This window comes from Bradyrhizobium sp. MOS002 (assembly GCF_003020115.1).
Classification (GTDB): domain Bacteria; phylum Pseudomonadota; class Alphaproteobacteria; order Rhizobiales; family Xanthobacteraceae; genus Bradyrhizobium.
The window spans coordinates 195,257-215,146 of sequence record NZ_PYFX01000003.1; the positions used below are offsets into that span (position 1 = coordinate 195,257).

19 protein-coding genes are annotated in these 19,890 nt (G+C 64.3%); 5 read left to right on the plus strand and 14 right to left on the minus strand.

Features of this window, described 5'->3' with window-relative positions:
• Positions 1-15: 15 nt before the first annotated feature.
• From C7G41_RS09680 to C7G41_RS09740, 13 genes are all read right to left on the minus strand, one after another.
• Positions 16-894: an SMP-30/gluconolactonase/LRE family protein gene (locus tag C7G41_RS09680; protein ID WP_199198282.1), complete on the minus strand. Its 879-nt coding sequence runs from the start codon at positions 892-894 to the stop codon at positions 16-18.
• Positions 894-1,970 (minus strand): aldose epimerase family protein, encoded by a 1,077-nt coding sequence (locus tag C7G41_RS09685; protein ID WP_106942361.1) that lies wholly within the window; start codon positions 1,968-1,970, stop codon positions 894-896. Before C7G41_RS09685 ends, C7G41_RS09680 begins: the two co-directional genes overlap by 1 nt.
• A 2-nt stretch (positions 1,971-1,972) precedes the next feature.
• The gene (locus C7G41_RS09690) at positions 1,973-2,899 is read right to left on the minus strand and encodes a Gfo/Idh/MocA family protein (RefSeq protein ID WP_106942362.1); all 927 of its coding nucleotides are present in this window, start codon (positions 2,897-2,899) and stop codon (positions 1,973-1,975) included.
• Entirely contained in the window at positions 2,896-3,675 is a 780-nt protein-coding gene (locus tag C7G41_RS09695; protein ID WP_106942363.1) for a FadR/GntR family transcriptional regulator, read from the minus strand. The genes C7G41_RS09690 and C7G41_RS09695 overlap by 4 nt, the downstream gene beginning before the upstream one ends.
• A complete protein-coding gene (gene yjfF / locus C7G41_RS09700) occupies positions 3,672-4,652 on the minus strand; it encodes a galactofuranose ABC transporter, permease protein YjfF (protein WP_106942364.1) in 981 nt (326 codons plus the stop codon). The genes C7G41_RS09695 and yjfF overlap by 4 nt, the downstream gene beginning before the upstream one ends.
• Positions 4,649-5,641, minus strand: coding sequence for an ABC transporter permease (locus C7G41_RS09705; protein ID WP_106942365.1), 993 nt, complete (start codon positions 5,639-5,641; stop codon positions 4,649-4,651). Before C7G41_RS09705 ends, yjfF begins: the two co-directional genes overlap by 4 nt.
• On the minus strand, positions 5,638-7,182 hold the full coding sequence (locus tag C7G41_RS09710; RefSeq protein WP_106942366.1) for a sugar ABC transporter ATP-binding protein: 1,545 nt from the start codon (positions 7,180-7,182) through the stop codon (positions 5,638-5,640). Before C7G41_RS09710 ends, C7G41_RS09705 begins: the two co-directional genes overlap by 4 nt.
• A gap of 115 nt (positions 7,183-7,297) precedes the next feature.
• Positions 7,298-8,263 (minus strand): galactofuranose ABC transporter, galactofuranose-binding protein YtfQ, encoded by a 966-nt coding sequence (ytfQ, locus tag C7G41_RS09715; RefSeq protein WP_106942367.1) that lies wholly within the window; start codon positions 8,261-8,263, stop codon positions 7,298-7,300.
• Between the two features lie 497 nt (positions 8,264-8,760).
• Entirely contained in the window at positions 8,761-9,933 is a 1,173-nt protein-coding gene (locus tag C7G41_RS09720) for a fumarylacetoacetate hydrolase family protein (protein WP_106942368.1), read from the minus strand.
• 110 nt (positions 9,934-10,043) lie between these two features.
• Complete coding sequence (locus tag C7G41_RS09725) at positions 10,044-11,021, minus strand: HEAT repeat domain-containing protein (protein ID WP_106942369.1); 978 nt, start codon at positions 11,019-11,021, stop codon at positions 10,044-10,046.
• Positions 11,022-11,023: 2 nt separating this feature from the next.
• A complete protein-coding gene (locus tag C7G41_RS09730) occupies positions 11,024-11,257 on the minus strand; it encodes a ferredoxin family protein (protein ID WP_007593252.1) in 234 nt (77 codons plus the stop codon).
• A gap of 29 nt (positions 11,258-11,286) precedes the next feature.
• Positions 11,287-13,029, minus strand: coding sequence for a fumarate reductase/succinate dehydrogenase flavoprotein subunit (locus tag C7G41_RS09735; RefSeq protein ID WP_106942904.1), 1,743 nt, complete (start codon positions 13,027-13,029; stop codon positions 11,287-11,289).
• 104 nt (positions 13,030-13,133) lie between these two features.
• Entirely contained in the window at positions 13,134-13,907 is a 774-nt protein-coding gene (locus C7G41_RS09740; protein WP_106942370.1) for a ferredoxin--NADP reductase, read from the minus strand.
• A 207-nt stretch (positions 13,908-14,114) separates the two neighbouring features.
• On the opposite strand from C7G41_RS09740, the gene C7G41_RS09745 reads away from it, so the two are divergent.
• The 5 genes from C7G41_RS09745 to C7G41_RS09765 all read left to right on the plus strand — a co-directional run bounded on the left by C7G41_RS09745 (position 14,115) and on the right by C7G41_RS09765 (position 18,739).
• A complete protein-coding gene (locus C7G41_RS09745) occupies positions 14,115-14,411 on the plus strand; it encodes a gamma-butyrobetaine hydroxylase-like domain-containing protein (protein ID WP_027569172.1) in 297 nt (98 codons plus the stop codon).
• Positions 14,412-14,601: 190 nt separating this feature from the next.
• Positions 14,602-15,378, plus strand: coding sequence for a Crp/Fnr family transcriptional regulator (locus C7G41_RS09750; protein ID WP_106942371.1), 777 nt, complete (start codon positions 14,602-14,604; stop codon positions 15,376-15,378).
• A gap of 165 nt (positions 15,379-15,543) precedes the next feature.
• Positions 15,544-16,965, plus strand: coding sequence for an ABC transporter substrate-binding protein (locus C7G41_RS09755; protein ID WP_199198283.1), 1,422 nt, complete (start codon positions 15,544-15,546; stop codon positions 16,963-16,965).
• The gene (locus C7G41_RS09760) at positions 16,962-17,870 is read left to right on the plus strand and encodes an ABC transporter permease (RefSeq protein WP_106942373.1); all 909 of its coding nucleotides are present in this window, start codon (positions 16,962-16,964) and stop codon (positions 17,868-17,870) included. Before C7G41_RS09755 ends, C7G41_RS09760 begins: the two co-directional genes overlap by 4 nt.
• Complete coding sequence (locus tag C7G41_RS09765) at positions 17,867-18,739, plus strand: ABC transporter ATP-binding protein (protein WP_027517023.1); 873 nt, start codon at positions 17,867-17,869, stop codon at positions 18,737-18,739. Before C7G41_RS09760 ends, C7G41_RS09765 begins: the two co-directional genes overlap by 4 nt.
• 87 nt (positions 18,740-18,826) lie before the next feature.
• On the opposite strand, the gene C7G41_RS09770 is transcribed toward C7G41_RS09765, so the two are convergent.
• On the minus strand, positions 18,827-19,885 hold the full coding sequence (locus C7G41_RS09770; RefSeq protein WP_106942374.1) for a YeiH family protein: 1,059 nt from the start codon (positions 19,883-19,885) through the stop codon (positions 18,827-18,829).
• Between the last annotated feature and the right edge of the window lie 5 nt (positions 19,886-19,890).

Genomic DNA, 19,890 nt, shown 5'->3' on the forward strand with positions numbered 1-19,890 from the left:
GTGGCTTCGAGCCTCCTATGCGAGCTTGACGTCGGGCTCCGCGCGACCGCGCGCGGATGCCTCCAACAGAAAGGTGTGGCCTGCTTGCGGATCGGCGGCACGCGCCGCCGCGTCCATGTCCTGCCAGGCCGAGGTGACGAGGAGACGCGACAGATCAGGGCCGACGAAAGCGGGGCAGCTCGCCTGCTTTGCCGGCACGCTCAGCGAACGCAGCCGCTCGCCTTGCGGAGAGTAGACATCGATGCGGCTCGCGCCCCAACAGGCGTTCCAGATGTTTCCGTCGGCGTCGCACACCGAACCGTCGAGGCCGCCGATGCCGGTGTGGCGCAGCAACACCTTCGGCTCGCCGCGCGGCAGGCCGGTGACGGGATTGAGCGGCACCGCGTAGAGCACCGCGCGCGCGGTGTCGGCGAAGTAGCCGGTGGCGCCATCGGGCGAGAAACAGATCGAATTGGGAATGCTGATGCGCGGAAACAGCATCGAGATCTCGCCGTGATGGAACGCGTAGATCGCGCCTGCCCCTGCTTCCGCCTTGCGGCCCATGGTGCCGATCCAGAACGTGCCGGAGGGATGCACGCGGGCGTCGTTGGAGCGGGTCGCGGGATTGCCGGCTTCGAGCGGACAGAGCAGCGTCATCGCGCCGTCGGCAATTTTGCGGATATAGAGGCCGTCTTCCGCGACGATCAACTGCCGCTCGGTATCGATCCGCCCAAGTGCGCTCGCCATCCGGCCCAGCGCATGAACGCGAATGCTGCCACGGCCGAGCTGCGCCTCGAACAGTCGCCCCTCGCGGATATCGAACCACCAGGCCGTGTCGGTCGTGACGTCATAGGTCGGCCCCTCGCCGAGATGGCAGGGATCGTCCGAAAGAACCGAGGTTGGCACCTGTTCCATCATGGCCTCCTCACTGCAAAGCGATAGACAGTGTGATGGCGATAGACCTCGCCAGGCGCAAGACGCGGGCTCGGGAAATCCGGCCGGTTCGGTGCGTCCGGCCAGATATGCGGCTCCAGGCACATGGCGTCCGACTGACGGTAGAGCTTGCCGCCCTTGCCCGAGATCGTGCCGTCGAGATAATTACCCGAATAAACCTGCAGACCGGGCTGATCGGTGAACAGCTCCATGACGCGCCCCGAGCGCGGCGCCTCCAGCCGCGCCGCGAGCGCAAGCTTGCCGTCACGCGCGAGACAGTAGGTGTGATCGTAGCCCCTGCCGTTGCGCAATTGCTGGTCGCTCTCGCGGATGCGCTCGCCGACGGGCCGCGGCTCGCGGAAGTCGAACGGCGTGCCGGCCACGCTGCGCGGCGCCTCCGGCAATGGAATGGCCGTGGGATCGATCGCGAGGAAATGCCCGGCGGCGACCGTCAGCTTGTGATCGAGAATGGGCGTGCCTGATGTCGCGCCTTCCAGATTGAAGAAGCTGTGGTTGGTCAGGTTGACGATGGTCGGCCGGTCGGTCCGCGCCTCCATGAGAAGCGACAACTCGGTCGGGCCGGTGACGCGATAGGTCAGCCGAACGTCGAGACGACCGGGATAATTCTCTTCGCCGTGCGTGCTGACATAGGTCAGCGTGACCGCGGGCTCGGCGCCGACGTCGATCTCCGCAATGTCCCAGAGCTTGCGATCGAAGCCGTAAAGGCCGCCATGCAATGCATTCGGACCGTTGTTGACGGGAAGCTGCACCGCCTCGCCGTCGAGCGAAAATTGTCCGTTGGCGATACGGTTGGCGTAGCGGCCGACGGTGGCACCGAAGAACTTCCGTTCAGCGAGATAGCCGGCGAACGCGTCATGGCCGAGCACGACATCGTCATGGCCACCCTTCGCATCCGGCGCGATCAAGGCCTGCAAGACTGCACCGTGGGTGATGATGCGCGCTTCGAACCCGCCCTCGCCGCGCAGCACGATGCGGTCCACCTTGCGGCCGTCCGGCAGCGTTCCGAAGACGTCTCTTTCTGTTTTCGATCCAGCCATGATCAATCCACAAACGGTTCGACGATCGTGCGCCTGCCGAGCAGGAAGGCGTCCGCAACGAGACGAAGCGGCGCCAAATCGACATCGCTCGCGCCTGTCGCGGCGAGCGTGACGAAGCGCCGGTAAAGCTCCCGATATTCCTCATCGGGCGCCTCGGCAACGGTCTTGCCGTCGATCTCCATGATCCGGCCGCCGCGGGATAGCGTCATCCGGCCCTGGTCGGTTTCGACGAGGATATCCCAGCTCTGCGGCCCGGTCTGGCGGAAATCGAACTCGGCGGTCACAGGCAGGCCGTCGATGTCGGTCAGCGTCAGGTTCGCGGCGATCGGCGCCTGGCAATTGGCGGGGAAGGCGAGCTCGGCCGCGGTGACGAACACGGGCTTCGGCAGGACCCTGGTCAGGATCGACAGCGCATTGATGCCGGGATCGAACACCCCGAGCCCGCCCGGCTCCCAGATCCAGGCCTGCCCGGGATGCCAGACGCGGACGTCCTCCTTCCAATTGATGTGGACGGAAGTGATGCGCCGCGCCGCGAGCCACGCGCGCGCCGGCTCGACCGCCGGCGCATGGCGCGAATGCCAGGTCGCGAACAATGTTCGCTTGGCCTCATCCGCCATCGCGATCAACGGATCGAGCTCGGCGACGCCGGCGCCGGGCGGCTTCTCCAGCATGACGTGCTTGCCGGCTGCGAGTGCGACGACGGCCTGGGCGCGGCGCACTTGAGGCGGCGTGCAGAGCGACACTGCGTCGATCGGCGGACCTTTTTCCAGCAGCTCTTCGATGGTCGCGAAATACGGCAGATCCGGCAGCGAGGCATTGCGGCTGGCGACGGCCGCCAGCGTCGCGCCGGGAACCGCCGCGATGGCCCCGACATGCTGGTCCCGCGCGATCTTGCCGAAGCCGACGATGGCGATGCGAAGTTCAGTCACGATCTTTCTCCAGCTTCGGCGGACGGCAGCGCTTCGGCCGGTACAGTCTCGATCACTGTACCCTCATGGCGGCGCATGCCGTTGTGAATGACGTAGACCATCGCCTCCGACGCAGTCGCGGCATCACCGGCGGCGATGGCATCGACGATCTTCTGATGCCAGAGCAGAACGGTGTCGCGGTCCTCCGGTTCGACCGGTGCGCTGAGCAGGAACGAGGCGCGCAACGCAGCCTCGATGACGTGCCCGATCGAGCGCATGAACAGATTACCGGACGCCCGCGCCACGCCGACATGAAGCGCGAGGTCGGCATCGGCAAAGCCGACGGAATCGGAAGCTTCAAGCCGCATCCGCTCCATGCAACGCCGGAGCTCGGCGAGGTCCTGCTCCGACCGCTGCGCCGCCGCCAGCATCGCCGCGCGCGGCTCGACCGCGAGGCGGATCTCGGCGAGGTCGTTGAGGAAGCGCTTGTCGATCCCGGCGTCCAGGTGCCAGGCCAGCACGTCGGCGTCGAACATGTTCCAGGCGACGCGCTCACGCACGACGGTGCCGACGCGCGCCTTGGTGGTGAGCAGGCCCTTGGCCACCAGCGTCTTCACGCTCTCGCGCAGCACCGGCCGCGACACGCCGAACATCGCGATCATCTCGGCATCGCCCGGCAGCCGCGTCCCCTCCGCGTAACGGCCGGCGATGATGTCGACGCCGATCGAGCGGGCCACCTCCGCGTGATTGGAGTGCGCCCGGCGCGTCGGGATGACGAGGATGCGCGAGGTGGTCATGAGACTGCTCCCGCGCGCTTTGCCACCGGCCGGCGCGCGAGCGCGACCAACCCCTGTTGCAAGGCGATGAAAGCGAACAGCAGCACGCCGGTCGCGATCTTGGTCCACCAACTCGACAGCGTCCCGTCGAAATTGATGTAGGTCTGGATCATGCCCTGGATCAGCACGCCGAGGAAGGTGCCGATCGCCGAGCCTTGCCCGCCCGTGAGCAGCGTGCCGCCGATCACGACGGCCGCGATGGTGTCGAGCTCGACGCCGACGGCGGAGAGCGAGTAGCCGGCGCTGGTATAAAAGGAGAAGACGATGCCGGCGATGCCTGCAAGCAGACTCGACAGCATGTAGATCTTCACCGTCATCCTGCCGACGGCGACGCCCATCAGGCTCGCGGTCGCCCGGCTGCCGCCGAGCGCATAGACATTGGCGCCGAACCGGGTGAGCTGCAGCAGCAATGCGCCGCCGATCACGATCGCAAGCATGATGATCGCGACCGCCGTCAAGCGTCCACCGCCGGGTAGTCGCAGGGCGAAGTCCGACACGGTGGAATAGATCGGTGCTGTGATCGGCACCGATTCCGTCGAGAGCAGGAAGCTGGCGCCACGGGCCAGGAACATGCCGGCGAGTGTCACGATGAAAGGCGGCAGATCGAAGACATGGATCACCGCGCCCATCGCCGCGCCGAAGGCTGCCGAGAGCGCGAGAATGGCCACGAAGGCGACCAGGGGCGGCATTCCCCAGCGCTCGATCGCCAGCGCGACGAACACCGTGGTGAAGCCGATCACCGAGCCGACCGAGAGATCGATGCCGCCGGAAATGACGACGAAGGTCATGCCGGTCGCGACGATGCCGAGGAAGGCGTTGTCGGTGAGGAGGTTGCCGACCACGCGGGTCGAGGCGATGTTGGGAAACTGCACCGCGCAGAGCGCGAATCCCGCGACGAGCACGATCGCCGTGATGAGGACGGGCGGCAGGCCTTTCATGCCTTGGTCCCCCGCAGCCGCGTCACGACTCCGGCAAAGCCGGACAGCTTCGGCGATTGCAGCAGCAGCACGGCGAGCACCACCACCGCCTTGACCAGCAAATTGAACTCCGGCGGATAGCCCGACAGCAGAATGCCGGTGTTCATGGTCTGGATGATCAGCGCGCCGAGCACGGCCAGCACGAGGCTGAAGCGGCCGCCGAACAGCGAGGTGCCGCCGATCACCACCGCGAGGATGGCGTCGAGCTCGAGCCAGAGGCCGGCATTGTTGGCATCCGCGCCCATGATGTCGGCCGCCGCGATGACACCGGCCAGCGCAGCGCAAACGCCGCACCAGACATAGACCGCCAAAATCATTGCGCGCGTGCCGACGCCGGCAAGCTCGCTCGCCCGCGCATTGCCGCCAGTTGCCTCGATCAGCAATCCGAGTGCCGAGCCGCGCACCACCGCGCCGGTGAGGATCAACATTCCCAGCGCGATCGCGACCGGCACCGGCAGGCCTAGAATAGAGCCATTGCCGAGCCAGACCAGATCGGGCGAGGAGAAGGTCACGATGCGCCCCTCGGTAATGAGCTGGGCGACGCCGCGTCCCGCGACCATCAGGATCAAGGTCGCCACGATCGGCTGCATGCCGAGCACCGCGACGAGAAATCCATTCCACAACCCGCAGATCAGGCCCGCGCCGAGCGCAGCTGCCAGCACCACGGCCAGACTATGGGTGTCGGCGAGGCTCGCCGCGATCGCTCCCGAGATGGCCATGACCGCGCCGACCGACAGATCGATGCCCCGCGTCGCAATCACCAGCACCATGCCGAGCGAGAGCAGCGCCACCGGCGTGCCGCGGTTGAGCACGTCGACCAGGCTGCCGAACAGCCGGCCGTCCTGGAGGCGCAGGTCGAAGAATTGCGGCGACACCACCCGATCGACCGCAAGGATGACGATCAACGCGAGGATCTGGGCAAGGCCGCGGCGCGGCAACAGGCCGGTCATGCCCGTCCCTCATGCGCAACACTGGCGCCATCGGCGGCGATGGCGGCGAGAATGCTGCCGACGTCGATGGCCTCGCCCGCGAGCTCCTCGACATGGGCGCGATCGCGCAGCACCACCACGCGATCGGAATAGGTCACGATCTCGTCGAGCTCGGAGGAGATCACGAGCAGCGCAAGCCCGTCGTCGCAGAGCTCGCGGATCAGGCGGATGATCTCGGCGTGCGCGCCGACGTCGATGCCGCGGGTCGGCTCGTCCAGCACGAGCAGCCGCGGCGAGGTCGCAAGCCAGCGTGCCAGCAGCACCTTCTGCTGATTGCCGCCGGACAACAGGCCGACGGGACGCTCCGGATCGGGCGGGCGGATGTCGAGCATCTTGACGTAACGGCTTGCGATTTCGTCCTGCTCGCGTCGCGACAGAGGCCGATGCAGACCGCGCTTGGCCTGGAGCGCGAGCACGATGTTCTCGCGCACGGTGAGCTCGGCGACGATGCCGTCGGTCTTGCGCTCCTCAGGGCAATAGCCAAAGCCGTGGCGCACGCCGTCGCGCGGCGACTGAAGCCGGACAGGCGCGCCTTCCACCCTCGCCTGCCCGCGATCGGCGCGCTCGGCGCCGAACACCAGCCGCGCCGTTTCGGTCCGGCCCGAGCCGAGCAGACCGGCGAGACCGACGACCTCGCCATGCCGCAGCTCGAGATTGAACGGCGCGACATAGCCGGCCTTGCCGTAACCCTCGAAGCTCGCACAGACTTCACGCGTCGTCTGTGCGCCTGCCGATGCCCGCGCGCTGGTGGTCTCGGCCAGCTCGCGGCCGAGCATCATCCGGATCAGCTCGAGCCGCGACAGCGACGCGGTCTCGCGCTCGTCGACCAGGCGGCCATTTCGCAAAACGGTGATGCGATCGGAAATCTCGTAGACCTGGTCGAGAAAATGGCTGACGAAGACGATGCCGATGCCGCGCTTGGCGAGCTGGCGCATGATGCGAAAGAGGATCTCGACCTCATGGCGGTCGAGACTCGCGGTCGGCTCGTCCAGGATCAGCACGCGCGCCGACAGATCGACGGCGCGCGCAATCGCGGTGACATGCTGGATCGCCACCGAATAATTGCCAAGCGGCGCTGATACGTCGATGTCGAGACCGAAATCCGCGAGCAGCGTTTTCGCACGGCGTCGCATCTCGCCTTCGCGGACGATGCCGAAACGCATCGGCTGGCGGTCGAGGAACAGGTTCTGCGCCACCGAAAGGTTCGGCAGCAGATTGACCTCCTGGTAGACGGTGGCGATGCCGGCCTGAAGCGCGGCCTTGGCCGATCGCGGCGCGACCTCCTCGCCGCCAAGCCGGACAATGCCGGCGTCGCGCGGAAACACGCCGGTGACGACCTTGATCAGCGTGGACTTGCCGGCGCCGTTCTCGCCGAGCAGCGCATGGATCTCGCCGGCGCGCAGCGTGAAGTCGACCTCCTGCAACGCGCGAACCGCACCGAAACTCTTGCTGATCCCGCGCACCTCCAGCAGGGAAGCAGCAGGATCAAGGCTGTTCTCCATAACGACGTCACTCCCACCGGCGCCCGCTTGCGATGCGGACGCCCCGCCTATTCGTTCGCGCAGCGGATACGAAGGGGGTGCCGGACCACAATGGTGGTCCGGCGAGGCGCCCGCCTCAATAACCGAGGCCCTTCTTGCTGTCGTATTCCTTCTGCGGATTGTCGGTGGCGGTGAGAAGGCGGGATTCGGTCTGAATCCATTTCGGCGGAACGGTGCCCTTCTCCTTGAACGCCGCGACCGCATCGAAGGCCGGACCGGCCATGTTCGGCGTCAGCTCGACCGTGGCATTGGCTTCGCCGGCGACCATCGCCTTGAAGATGTCGGGGACCGCATCGATCGAGACGGTGAGGATCTCCTTGCCCGGCTTGAGGCCGGCTTCCTTCATCGCCTGGATCGCGCCGACCATCATGTCGTCGTTGTGCGCATAGACCGCGCAGATCGACTTGCCGCCGCCTTCGGCCTTGATGAAGCTTTCCATCACTTCCTTGCCCTTGGCGCGGGTGAAATCGCCGGTCTGGCTGCGCACCACCTTCAGGTTCGCATGCTTGGCGATGGCGGTGTCAAAACCTTTCTTGCGGTTGGCGGCGACGCTGGCGCCGACCGTGCCCTGCAATTCGACGATGTTGCAGGCCTTGGCCCCGACGGTCTTCGCCAGCCAGTCGCCCGCGACCTCGCCTTCATGCACGCTGTCGGATGTCACGGCGGTGAGATAGAGCTCCTTGCCGGAGGGATCGATGTCGCGGTCGAGCAGCACGACCGGGATCTTGGCCTCCTTGGCTTCCTTCAGCACCGAGTCCCAGCCGGTCGAGACGACGGGCGCGAGGAAGATCGCATCGACGTTCTGCGCGATGAAGGAGCGGATCGCCTTGATCTGGTTCTCCTGCTTCTGCTGCGCGTCGGCGATCTTGAGATTGACCTTGCGCTTGGAAGCCTCCTGCTTGGAGACCGAGGTCTCGGCCGCGCGCCAGCCGGATTCCGATCCGATCTGCGAGAAGCCGATAGTGAACTCGGCGGCGTTCGCCGGCAGCGCGAGCAGCAACGCCGCCGAGGCAGTTGCCGCAAAGAGGGCTTTGAGGGTCATCAGGCGTGTCTCCCAAAATGTTATCCGGGGCGCCAAGTTGGTAGCATCGCACCCGCAGGCCGACCTTTGAGGCGGCGGGAGGGACTATTTCACGGAAGTTTGGTTCCGACTAGTCATATTATCTGACTATTTGGAGGGGAACACGCGTTGGCAGGATGGACGGCTCTATGACACGCCCAGAGCGATTTTGTTCCAAGGATGCAACGGGGAGATGAAGGAAAATTGTGCGGGCTGACGCGATAACAACGGCGCGCTCCCGACGGGGAAAGACGACAGTTACCCTCGCAAGCTCTCCTCCTCGTCATTGCGAGCGTAGCGAAGCAATCCAGAATCTTTCCGCGGAGGGACTCTGGATTGCTTCGCTGCGCTCGCAATGACGGTGTGGATGGAGCTCTGCGTAGATCGACCAAATCGACTCGTGGAGAGTCCCCCTCACCCTGAATTCGCGCCTCGCGCGAATTCAGGCCCCTACCCGCACACGGGGAGAGGCGAAGGAGCTAGATCAGCTTCCGCTGCGCCAGATTCTTCATCAGCGCACTGATGCCGAACGTCCAGGGCTCGCATTCGTCGCTGGTCCGCATGCGGTTGACGAGCTTGCCGAGCTGGGGCGCCGAGATCGTGACAATGTCGTCGCGCTTGTGGGTGAACCCCTGCCCCGGCGCGTCGCGATCCTTGACCGGCGCGAACATGGTCCCCAGGAACAGCACAAAGCCATCAGGGTATTGATGCACCTTGCCGATGGTCTGCTCGACCAGATCGGTCGGATCGCGGCTGATCATGCTGATCGAGGAATGGCCGTCGAGGATAAAACCGTCCTGCCCCTTTACGTTCAGGCTGATGTCGAGCTTGCGGGCATCGTCGAGGGTAAAGCTGTCGTCGAACAGGCGTAGCAGCGGGCCGATGGAGCACGAGGCGTTGTTGTCTTTGGCCTTCGACAACAGCAGCGCCGAACGGCCCTCGAAGTCGCGCAGATTGACGTCGTTGCCGAGCGCGCCGCCGACGATCTTGCCCCGGCTGGAGACGAACAGCACCAGCTCCGGCTCCGGGTTGTTCCAGGTCGACTTCGGATGCAGCCCCGCATCCATGCCGGTGCCGACCGACGACAGGGTCGGCGCCTTGGTGAAGACCTCAGCATCGGGGCCGATGCCGACTTCGAGATACTGGCTCCAGGCGTTCTGGTCCATCAGCACCTGCTTCAGGTGCATCGCCTGGTCCGAGCCGGGCTTGAGTTTTGACAGATCGTCGCCGATCAACCGTGTCACTTCTTGCCGGATCGCTTCGGCCGAGGCCGGATTGCCTTTCGCCCGCTCCTCGATCACGCGCTCCAGCATCGAGATGGCGAAGGTGACGCCGGCCGCCTTCAGGGTTTGGAGATCGACCGGCGCGAGCAGCCACGGCTTTTTCGGATCGCGCTGATCGGGCGCCGTGTTGGCGACGATGGCCTCGAGATCGCCGATGCGCTCGCCCTTGGTCGCGGCAAGCGCCATGGCCGGATTGTCTTCCTCGCAGAGCGCGCTGACGGTCGGGAATTTCGCGGTGACGTCGAACACGCCATCGCCGCGCACGGCGACCACGGCCGGGCCGTTCGCCTGCGGCAGCCAGACGCGGCCGACGAGCGTTCCCCGCGTGCCGTCCTCGGGAAGAAGGTCCTTAACCGTCAATGTCGTCATGGGCGCGTCCTCGCTCTTTTCGGATCGGCGCGCTCACAGAGGCCGATCACGTTGGCGAAGACCAATAAACGTCTGGGACGGGAAGTCCAGAGCGACAGCCCGCCGCGCTTCTATGCCCCCGCCCGCGCTTTTCGAGCCGCAATCTGCTGAAGCGCCCATCGCGCGTTCTTGCGCACCTCAGGATCGGGATCGTCGGCGATGACGGCAAGGAAAGCTTCGCCGTCGGGATGGGCGATCTCGCCGAGCGCAGCAGCCGCCTCTTTCCGCAAATTGGCCTGGTCGTGGTTGACGCAATTGCCGATCGGGCGAACCGCGCGCTCGATCTTCATCCGGCCAAGGCTGCGGATGGCCTTCAGCCGCACCTGCCAGAATTCGTCACCGAGCGAAGCGATGAGCTGGTCGGCGGCGATCGAGCCGTTGACGTTGAGGCCCAGCGTTTCCGCCGCCATCTCCCGCACCATCCAGTCCGAATCCTTCAGAGCGCGCGTGATCATCTCGGCCGCGGGCTTCATTTGCGAGAAGGCGAGCGCGCTGACGGCGGCACGGCGCACATGCGCGTCGGGATCGTTGATCAGCGCGGTCAGCGCCGGAATGGATTCCTCCAGCTTGAGGAACCCGATCACGCCGATCGCCTGCACCCGGACGGCGGCGTCGGAATCCTGGAGCGCTTCCAGCGCCGGCTTCAGCGTATCCTTGCAGCGCAGCTCCTTCAGCGCACGCAACGCGCCCATGCGGACGAAGGCGTGGCCATGCTTGACCAGCGGCAGGATGATTTCGGCACAGGCCGGATCCTTGAACTCGGCCATGCTGTCGGCCGCGGCGGCCGCGACGATCCTTTCAGGGTCGACCAGCAGCTTCACCAGCGCGCTGGCGGCCTCCGGCCCGTCGAACTCGCCGAGCGCCATCGCGACCTGCTGACGCACGCCGGCATCGGGATCGGCGACCATATTGGCGAGATGGCCCACCGCGGCGGGATCGCCGGAATGGCCGAGCGCGATGATGGCGACGCGGCGCTCGCCGGGGTCGGCGGCCTGAAGCCGCTCGTCGGCGTCTTCGAGATCGTCGTAGGATTCGAACGGGCTCGACATGACTACCTCAGCAGATAGGGAATGTTGACGGTGACGGCGCCGGTCGGGCAATCCGCCTCGCACGGCATGCAGTACCAGCATTCGTCATAGGCCATGTAGGCCTTGTTGGTCATGTCGCTGATGCGCAGCACGTCGAGCGGACAGACGTCGACGCACACGGTGCAGCCCTTGTCCGCGATGCATTTGGCGTCGTCGACGACCACCGGAACCGATGTCTGATAGGAAGCGAGAGGCATCGTATGTCTCCTGTTACTTGTGCGGCGGGTCAGGCTGTCGCGCGGATGCGCTGCTTGTCGTAGAGATCCTTCTCCTCGTCGGCGATCGGTACGATATAGGGCTCCACGGCACGCTTCTCGCTGGTCATCTTGCCGTCCTGCTTGCTGAGCAGCGTGTGGCAGAACCAGTTCTCGTTGTCCTTCTCCGGGAAATCCGTCCGCCAGTGATAGAGGCCCCAGCGGCTTTCCTCGCGGTAGAGCGAGGCATGCACCGCCATGTCCGCGCAGTCCATGATCGACTGGACCTCAAGCGCGCGGAGCAGCTCGTGGGCATTGCGCGCGATCATGCGCTCCTGCATGTCTTCCCTCGCTTCGGCGAGCCGGCGCATGCCGAGCTCGTATTTGCGCGTGACTTTCGGCGGCTGAAGATAGTCATTGACGAGACGCCGGGTCTTGTACTCGATCTGGTTCGGTGGAATGCCGTCCTCGCGTTTGGTCGGCGCCATCACGCGGTCACGTTCGCTGGCGACATCGGCCGCGTCGAATTCCGCGAAGTCGTGATTGTCAGCGAATTCCATCGCGTCGATGCCGGCGACCGAACCGTTGGTGAAGGCGCCGAGCATGTAATTGTGCGGTACGCTGGCCATGTCGCCGGCGGCATAAAGGCCCGGCACGGTTGTGCGCGCATTGTGGTCGACGAACACGCCCGACGCACTGTGACCGGAGCAGAAGCCGATCTCGGAGATATGCATCTCGATCGACTCGCTGCGGTAGTCGACGCCGCGCCCCTGCTGGAACAGGCCGCGTGTGGGACGCTCGACCTTGTGCAGCGTCGATTCGATCTCCGAGATGGTGTCGGGGTGAAGATGCTTGAGCTGGAGAAACACCGGGCCCTTGCCGGACAGCAGCTCGTTGTAGAATTCCAGCATCATCTGGCCGGACCAGTAATCGCATTCGATGAAGCGATATCCCTCGTTGTTGGCCGTGAAGGCGCCGAATGGACCGGCGACGTAGGCGCAGGCCGGGCCGTTATAATCCTTGATCAACGGATTGATCTGATAGCATTCGAGGTTCGCCAGTGCCGCACCGGCGTGATAGGCCATGGAATAGCCGTCACCGGAATTGGCAGCATTCTCGTAGGTGCCGAACATGTAGCCGGAGGTCGGCAGGCCGAGTCGACCGGCGGCGCCCATGCACAGGATCACGGACTTGGCCTTGATCACCAGCATCTCGGCGGTGCGGGTGTTGACGCTGATCGCGCCGGCAATGCGGCCGTCGGTGGATTTGAGCAGCCGCGTCGCCATGTAGCGGTTGGAAATCAGGATGCGGGCGCGGCGGAGCTGGCGATACAGCGCCTTCTTCACGGTCTCGCCGTTCGGCATCGGCAGCACGTAGGTGCCGATGTGGTGCACCTTCTTGACGGCGTAGTCGCCGTTCTCGTTCTTCAGGAAGCGGATGCCGAAACTGTCGAGTTCCTCGATGATCGAGTAGCAGTTTTGCGCGTATTTGTAGACCGCCTTCTGATCGACGATGCCGTCGTTGGCGATGGTGATTTCCTTGGTGTACTGCTCCGGCGTCGCGTAGCCGGGAATGACGGCGTTGTTCAAGCCGTCCATGCCCATCGAGATCGCTCCGGAGCGCTTGACGTTGGCCTTTTCGAGCAGGACGACGTTGGCCTTCGGATTCTTCAGCTTCGCCTTCAACGCCGCCATCGGGCCGGCAGTGCCGCCGCCGATCACCAGCACGTCGCAGGAAACCTCCGAAAGTCCGTCGACGATCTGATCTAGTGCCATCGCTTGCTCCTGGTTCGCCGGCAGGTCCGGCGGCTTTGCATCAGATTTGTTCAGCAGGCGTCCCGGCGATAGCAATTAGTTGTCGCCGGGGTGCGATTTGCGCATTAGCGCTCGACAAAAGCCTTTTCGATCACGAAATGGCCGGGCCGGCTGTGATTGCCCTCGACAAAGTCGCGTGCGGACAACATCGCGGGAAGTTCCTCCAGCATCGCGGGGCTGCCGCACAGCATGATGCGGTCGGTCTCGATATCGAGGCCTGACAGACCGATGTCGTCGAAGAGCTGGTTCGACGCGATCAGGTCGCTGATGCGGCCGCGGTTCCTGAACGGCTCGCGGGTGACGGTTGGGTAGTAGACGAGCTTGTCGCGGATCAGCGGCCCGAAGAACTCGTGATTGCGCAGGCCTTCGACGAGGTGCTCTCCATAGGAGAGCTCGGAGACCTGGCGGCAGCCGTGTGCGAGCACGATGGTCTCGTAATTCTCGTAGACGTCTGGGTCCTTGATCAGGCTGGCGAACGGCGCGAGTCCCGTTCCGGTCGAGAGCAGCAACAGGCGCTTGCCGGGAATGAGATTGCCGGTGATCAGCGTGCCCGTGGCCTTGCGGCCGACCAGGATGACGTCACCCTCCCTGATCTTCTGAAGGCGTGAGGTCAGCGGACCGTCCTGCACCTTGATCGAGAAGAACTCGAGCGCCTCCTCGTGATTGGCGCTCGCCATGCTGTAGGCCCGCAGCAACGGCTTGCCCTCGACTTCCAGCCCGATCATCGCGAACTGGCCGTTCTGGAAGCGGAAGCCCGGATCGCGCGTCGCGGTGAAGCTGAACAGGCTGTCGGTCCAGTGCCTGACCGACAGGACCGTTTCCTTTTGAAATGCGCTCATCGTCTCTCCTGATCTCGATTGCGCACAAGGTTTCGGAGAGACATGAATCCGGCAACGCCGAACTGAAATTCCGGGTCGATTAGTTTCACATTTCGTGGCGATGATCGAAGAGCGGGCAGCGAAGATCAGCGCCTCGCGCCTGCGCCTGGCAATTAGTTGCTATCGCAGCAGCACTGCGGCAACGTAGAGAAGGGTCGGAGACACGTCATGACCTTGGTGGCACCGACCGTGGCAGATTACGAAGCAAGCGCCGACCTCGCGACGCTGCGCGTCCGCACCGCCAAGGACGACACGCTGGACTTGCCGGCTGAAACGCTCCGCCTCTCCTGCAAATGCGCCCACTGCACCCGCGCCCGCTTCGACGGCCGCTTCCCCGAGCGGTTTCCAGGCATCGCGATCACCGAGATCGGCGATCTCGGTTACGGGCTGAACATCTCGTTTTCGGATGGGCACAATCGGGGGATCTACCCGAAGCCGTATTTGTTGAGCCTGGCGGGGCGGTAGGGACTGGACCACCCACTTGCTCCGCCGTCATTCCCCGCGAAGGCGGGGAATCCAGTACGCCGTGGCCCCTCCGTATCCCATTGCTTTCTCTGGAATACTGGATCGCCCGCCTTCGCGGGCGATGACAGGCGAGTGATTGGCACGGACATTGCTCCACTTTAGAACGGTTTGAACGTTCCGGAGGCAGGTGATGTTGCAGGCGGCGGCCAATGTGGTTCGCGGGACGGTCCCCGCAACGGTCCGGCCTACTGGCGGTTCCTCGCTGCTGCTCACCGAGAACCAGCAATGGATCGGCGGACCGCCGGCATTGATGGACAAGCTCAGCCAGCGCGAGCGGGAGCTGGTGCTGAAGCAAGGCCGCCGAAAAGTGCTCAATCGTGGCCAGACGCTGTTCAGCCAGGGGGGCAAGCATGACGGTATCTGGTTGATCGAGAGCGGCCGGATCCGGGTGTTCTACACCTCCCCGCTTGGCCGCGAGATAACGCTGGCCTATTGGCATGTCGGCAATTTCGTCGGCGGGCCGGAAGTGTTCGAAGGCACCGTGCATCAATGGTCGGGCGTTGCATCCAGCAATTGCAGCGTGGTGCATCTACCCGGAAAGGAGCTGCGATCCCTTGCCGTCGAGATCCCGAACCTTGCGATCGGCCTGATCGAAGGCCTGACCTTCAAGGGCAAGTGCTATTCGGCGCTGGCCCAGATGCTGGGAACGCGCTCGATCACACAGCGCCTTGCGCATCTGTTGCTGCATCTCGTCGACCTCTATGGCGTCGATGACGCCGACGGCCGGGTGATCGCGGCCGCCTTCACCCATGCTGATATCGCCCACATGGTCGGTGCCACCAGACAATGGGTCACGATCAGCCTGAAGCGCATGCAGGAAAAGGGAATCGTGCTGACCAAGCGTTCGCAGATCGTGGTCTGCCGGCCCGACGTGCTGGAAGAGATGCGGGGGCAAGCGTCTGAGTAGGGCCGATGCCCATGCAAGCGGCTTTATAGTGCAGGACTGCCCAAGGAGTATGCAATCAACTTTTCCCGGCAACTAATCGACTGTGGCGCTCATTCCGGATTTGCCCTGCCCTCGCCCTCACCCAATCATGGCAACCACAGCACATCCAACCGAATGAGGATGAGAATGGTCCGCCATCTTCCCACGCTCTCGATCGCGATGTCGGTGACGTCGCTGGCGCTTCTCCTCGCGCAGCCGGCCGCGGCGGAAACTGTCACGCTCGGTATCGGAACGCAGGACACCACGACCAACACGGTGACCGCCGGCGTCGTCATCCGCCAGCTCCATCTCCTCGAAAAATATCTGCCGAAGGACGGCAAATACGCCAACATCAAGTTCGAGCTGGAGTGGCAGAATTTCACCTCCGGTCCGCCCGTTACCAACGCGATGATGGCGAACAAGCTGCAGATCGGCATGATGGGCGACTATCCGCTGATCGTGAACGGCTTCACTTTCGACAGCAATCCGGAGAGCAAGAGCCGGCTGATCGGCATCGCCGCCTACAGCCTGTCAGGCTCCGGCAATGGCATCGTCGTTCACAAGGATTCACCCTACTACGATCTCGCCGATCTCAAAGGCAAGCTCGTCAGCGTGCCGTTCGGATCGGCCGCGCACGGCATGGTGCTGAAGGCGATGCAGGACCGCGGCTATGCGTCGGATTTCTTCCAGCTGGTCAGCCAGAGCCCGGAGGTCGGCTCGACCAATCTCCAGGAGAAGAAGATCGACGCGCATGCCGACTTCGTTCCGTTCGCCGAGCTGCTGCCGTTCCGCGGTTTTGCGCGAAAGATCTTTGACGGCGTCGAGACCAATCTGCCGACTTTCCACGGCATCGTCGTGCGCACCGATTTCGCCGAGAAATACCCCGAAGTTGTTGTTGCCTACTTCAAGGCGCTGATCGCCGCCAATCAGTGGCTGCGCGACGATCCCAAGCTCGCCGCCGAGAAAATCCAGGAATGGACTGGCATCAACAAGGAGGTCGTCTACATCTTCCTCGGCCCCAGCGGCAACATGACGACCGATCCCTCGATCAAGCCGGCGCTGATCGACGCCGCCGCGGCCGACGTCAAGGTGCTGCAGAACCTTGGCCGGATGAAGGAGTTCGATCCGAAGAAGTGGGTCGACGACAGCTACATCCGCAAAGCCTATGCCGAGATGAAGCTCGACTACGACGCGCGGCTCGCGAGCGCCAGCAACTACGAGATCTCCGGCGACGATTCCTTCTGCAAGAAACCGATCTCCGACCCGCGCAAGGCCGGCGAGGTCTGGATCGACGATTCAGGCATCATGCCCTTCTCGTCGGCCAGTTGCACGCTCGGCGCCTACGCCGACTACAAGGCCAAGGGCAAGAAGATCAACGTCGCCTACGTCTTCGATACTACCCGCGGCATCAAGCTGTTCGCCGACCAGGCTTTCTTCGCGGTCGGCAATGGTGAGGTTGCGCCATTCCTGCTGAAGAAGGACGCCGAAGCCTATGCCATCAAGATCAGCGGCAAGGTGCTCGGCTTCGACGACGCGGTGAAGGCGGCGGTCGGCGGGGGCAAGACGTGAGCAGTCCCGCCCTCCTCAGACATTCCGAGGACAGCATGCCGGCACGTGCAATCGCGGAGGCAAGCGCCATGCCCGCCTCCACTTCACCCGCGTCCCCACCCTCCTTCGGGACGCTCGCACTGCGCTGGTACCGGCTCAACCGGGGCGGGCTGCGCGCGACCGCGATCGGGCTGATCTCACTGCTCGCCTTTCTGCTGGTGTGGCATTTGCTCACGACCTATCGCGTCGTGTTCTTCGTGCGCTTCATCAACGTTCCCTCGCCGCTCGCTGTGTATGCGAGCTTCACCAAGGCGATCCACGATCCGAAATTCCTGCTGCACGTCCTCTTGAGCTGCCGGCGTATCTTCTTCGGCTTCTCGCTCGCGGCAATCGTCGCGGTGCCGCTCGGCCTGATCATGGGCCGCTTCAAGCTCGTCCACGAGATCATCTTCCCCGTGGCCGAGGTGCTGCGGCCGATCCCGGCGATCGCCTGGGTGCCGATGGCCATCATGCTGTGGCCAACCAACGAGCAGAGCATCGTCTACATCACGTTCCTCGGCTCGTTCTTCCCGATCCTGGTCAACACGCTGCATGGCATGTCGCTGGTTGACCCCGTGCTGGTGCGCGCCGCGCAATGTCTCGGTGCGCGGGAGCGCTCGATCTTCCGCGATGTGTATTTTCCGGCCTCGCTCCCGCACATCTTCACCGGCCTCACCGTCGGCATGGGCGTGGCCTGGGTGTCGCTGATCGCCGCCGAGATGATCTCGGGGCAGTACGGCATCGGCTATTTCACCTGGGAGGCCTATTCGCTGGTTCAGTATGCCGACATCGCGCTTGGCATGATCGCGATCGGCGTGCTCGGCCTCGGATCGAGCATGCTGATCCGGGGGGCCGGACAATTGGTGATGCCGTGGAGGTCAAGATGAGTGAGATCGTTGTCAAGGCACCGCAGGGCCATATCGAGGTCAAAAACTTCTCCCTCAGCTACGACAGCATCGAGGGGCCAGTCGAAGCCGTCACCGATACGCAGATTCATGTGAAGCCCGGCGAGTTCGTCTCGATCGTCGGTCCCTCCGGCTGCGGAAAGTCGACGCTGCTCAACGCGGTCGCCGGCTTCCTCAAGCCGACCACAGGCATCGTCACCGTCGACGGCGAGAAGGTGAACGGCCCTAGTGCCGAGCGCGGCATGGTGTTTCAGCAATATTCGCTGTTTCCCTGGAAGACGGTGCGGGAGAACGTCGAGTTCGGCCTGAAGATGCGCGGCATGCCGCGGTCGCAGCGCGAGCGCGCCGCACGCACGCTGCTGGGACTCGCGGGCCTCGAAGCCTTCGAAAAGCATTACCCCGAGAAACTCTCGGGTGGCATGAAGCAGCGCGTGGGCATCGTCCGCGCGCTCGCGACTGGCCCCAAAGTGTTGCTGCTGGACGAGCCCTTCGGCGCGCTCGACGCGCAGACCCGCGTCATCATGCAGCAGATCCTCACCAACATGTGGCAGCGGCTGAAGATCTCGGTGCTGTTCGTCACCCACGACATCGACGAGGCGATCTTCCTGTCCGACCGCGTCTACTGCATGACCGCACGCCCCGGCTCGATCAAGGCGGAGATTCCGATCCCGCTGGAGCGGCCGCGGCAGCAGTCGATGATGATGTCGTCGGAGTTTTTGGCGCTGCGCCGCGGACTGATGTCGCTGATCCGCGAGGAAAGCATCAAGGCGATGGGCGGCGAGCTCAACGACATGGGCATGCAGGGGCTGAACATCGAGCTGCACGGGCATTCGCTCGCGGATGTGATTTAGGGATTCTCGACGCTTACCGTCTTACTTCCCTTCTCCCCTTGCGAAAGGGGAGAAGGAAGAGGAGTTCGCGGCTACAGCCAGCCGCACTCACTTGAACCAATGCACCAGCGCGATGCTGATGCCGAGCAGCAGCATCAACGACAGCGTCACGGCGGCCGTCACCCGTCCCCCGACATTGGCCAGCACCTTCACATCGACGCCGAGGCCAAGCGCGGCCATCGACACCACCGTGAGAAAACCCGTGATCCGCGTAATCGGGGCAACCACCGTGGACGGCACGATCTCGAGCGAGCGCAGGGTCGCGAGCGCAAGGAAGCCGAGGATGAACCACGGGACCAGGCGAAAGAAGCCGACATTGGTCTTCTTGGCGTCGCTGTGCCAACGCGAGGCCGTCAGCGAGAGGCCGACGACGACCGGCCCGAGCATCAGCACGCGCATCAGCTTGACGAGCGTGCCGATCTGCGTCGAGACGAGCCCCGCCGGCACCGTCGCGGCCAGCACCTGCGGCACGGCATAGACGGTGAGGCCCGCGAGGATGCCGTATTGCGTGGCCGATAGCTGCAGCAGCGGAATCAGCAGCGGCAGGCCGAGCACCATCATCACGCCGAGGATCGCGGTAAAGGAGATCGAGGACGCGATCTCGTCATTGGTGGCTCCGATGATCGGCGCCACCGCCGCGATCGCCGAGTTGCCGCAGATCGAGTTGCCGCAGGCGATCAGGATCGAGAGCCGCGTCGAGAGACCAAGCAGGCGGCTGATGCCGAAGGAGACGCTGAGTGCGATCACGACGACCGCCGCGATCGATGCCAACAGCGCGACGCCGGACGCCGCGATAGCAGCAAAGCTGATCGAGGCCCCCAGCAGCATGACGGCGACTTCGAGCAGCTGCTTGGCGCTGAAGGCGATGCCGGACTGCCAGCGCGGCGCGGGCTTCCAGAAGCTGCGCACGGCCATGCCGAGCAAGATCGCCATCACCAGCGCCTCGACATAGGGATGCTCGAAGACACCCAATTCCGCCCGTTCGAGCAGGGCCGAAACGCCGGCCACGGCGATGCAGAGGAGAATCCCGGGAATCAGCGCGACGATGCGGCCTGTGGCCGTGGTCGGCTTGGCGTCGGCCGGGCTGGATGCTTGATTCTGCGACACAAATC

Coding starts and splice junctions, on each gene's coding strand:
- C7G41_RS09680 (WP_199198282.1), bottom strand. CDS start 894: ATGGAACAGGTGCCAACCTCGGTTCTTTCGGACGATCCCTGCCATCTC.
- C7G41_RS09685 (WP_106942361.1), bottom strand. CDS start 1,970: ATGGCTGGATCGAAAACAGAAAGAGACGTCTTCGGAACGCTGCCGGAC.
- C7G41_RS09695 (WP_106942363.1), bottom strand. CDS start 3,675: ATGACCACCTCGCGCATCCTCGTCATCCCGACGCGCCGGGCGCACTCC.
- yjfF (WP_106942364.1), bottom strand. CDS start 4,652: ATGAAAGGCCTGCCGCCCGTCCTCATCACGGCGATCGTGCTCGTCGCG.
- C7G41_RS09705 (WP_106942365.1), bottom strand. CDS start 5,641: ATGACCGGCCTGTTGCCGCGCCGCGGCCTTGCCCAGATCCTCGCGTTG.
- C7G41_RS09710 (WP_106942366.1), bottom strand. CDS start 7,182: ATGGAGAACAGCCTTGATCCTGCTGCTTCCCTGCTGGAGGTGCGCGGG.
- ytfQ (WP_106942367.1), bottom strand. CDS start 8,263: ATGACCCTCAAAGCCCTCTTTGCGGCAACTGCCTCGGCGGCGTTGCTG.
- C7G41_RS09720 (WP_106942368.1), bottom strand. CDS start 9,933: ATGACGACATTGACGGTTAAGGACCTTCTTCCCGAGGACGGCACGCGG.
- C7G41_RS09725 (WP_106942369.1), bottom strand. CDS start 11,021: ATGTCGAGCCCGTTCGAATCCTACGACGATCTCGAAGACGCCGACGAG.
- C7G41_RS09730 (WP_007593252.1), bottom strand. CDS start 11,257: ATGCCTCTCGCTTCCTATCAGACATCGGTTCCGGTGGTCGTCGACGAC.
- C7G41_RS09735 (WP_106942904.1), bottom strand. CDS start 13,029: ATGGCACTAGATCAGATCGTCGACGGACTTTCGGAGGTTTCCTGCGAC.
- C7G41_RS09740 (WP_106942370.1), bottom strand. CDS start 13,907: ATGAGCGCATTTCAAAAGGAAACGGTCCTGTCGGTCAGGCACTGGACC.
- C7G41_RS09745 (WP_027569172.1), top strand. CDS start 14,115: ATGACCTTGGTGGCACCGACCGTGGCAGATTACGAAGCAAGCGCCGAC.
- C7G41_RS09750 (WP_106942371.1), top strand. CDS start 14,602: ATGTTGCAGGCGGCGGCCAATGTGGTTCGCGGGACGGTCCCCGCAACG.
- C7G41_RS09755 (WP_199198283.1), top strand. CDS start 15,544: ATGGTCCGCCATCTTCCCACGCTCTCGATCGCGATGTCGGTGACGTCG.
- C7G41_RS09765 (WP_027517023.1), top strand. CDS start 17,867: ATGAGTGAGATCGTTGTCAAGGCACCGCAGGGCCATATCGAGGTCAAA.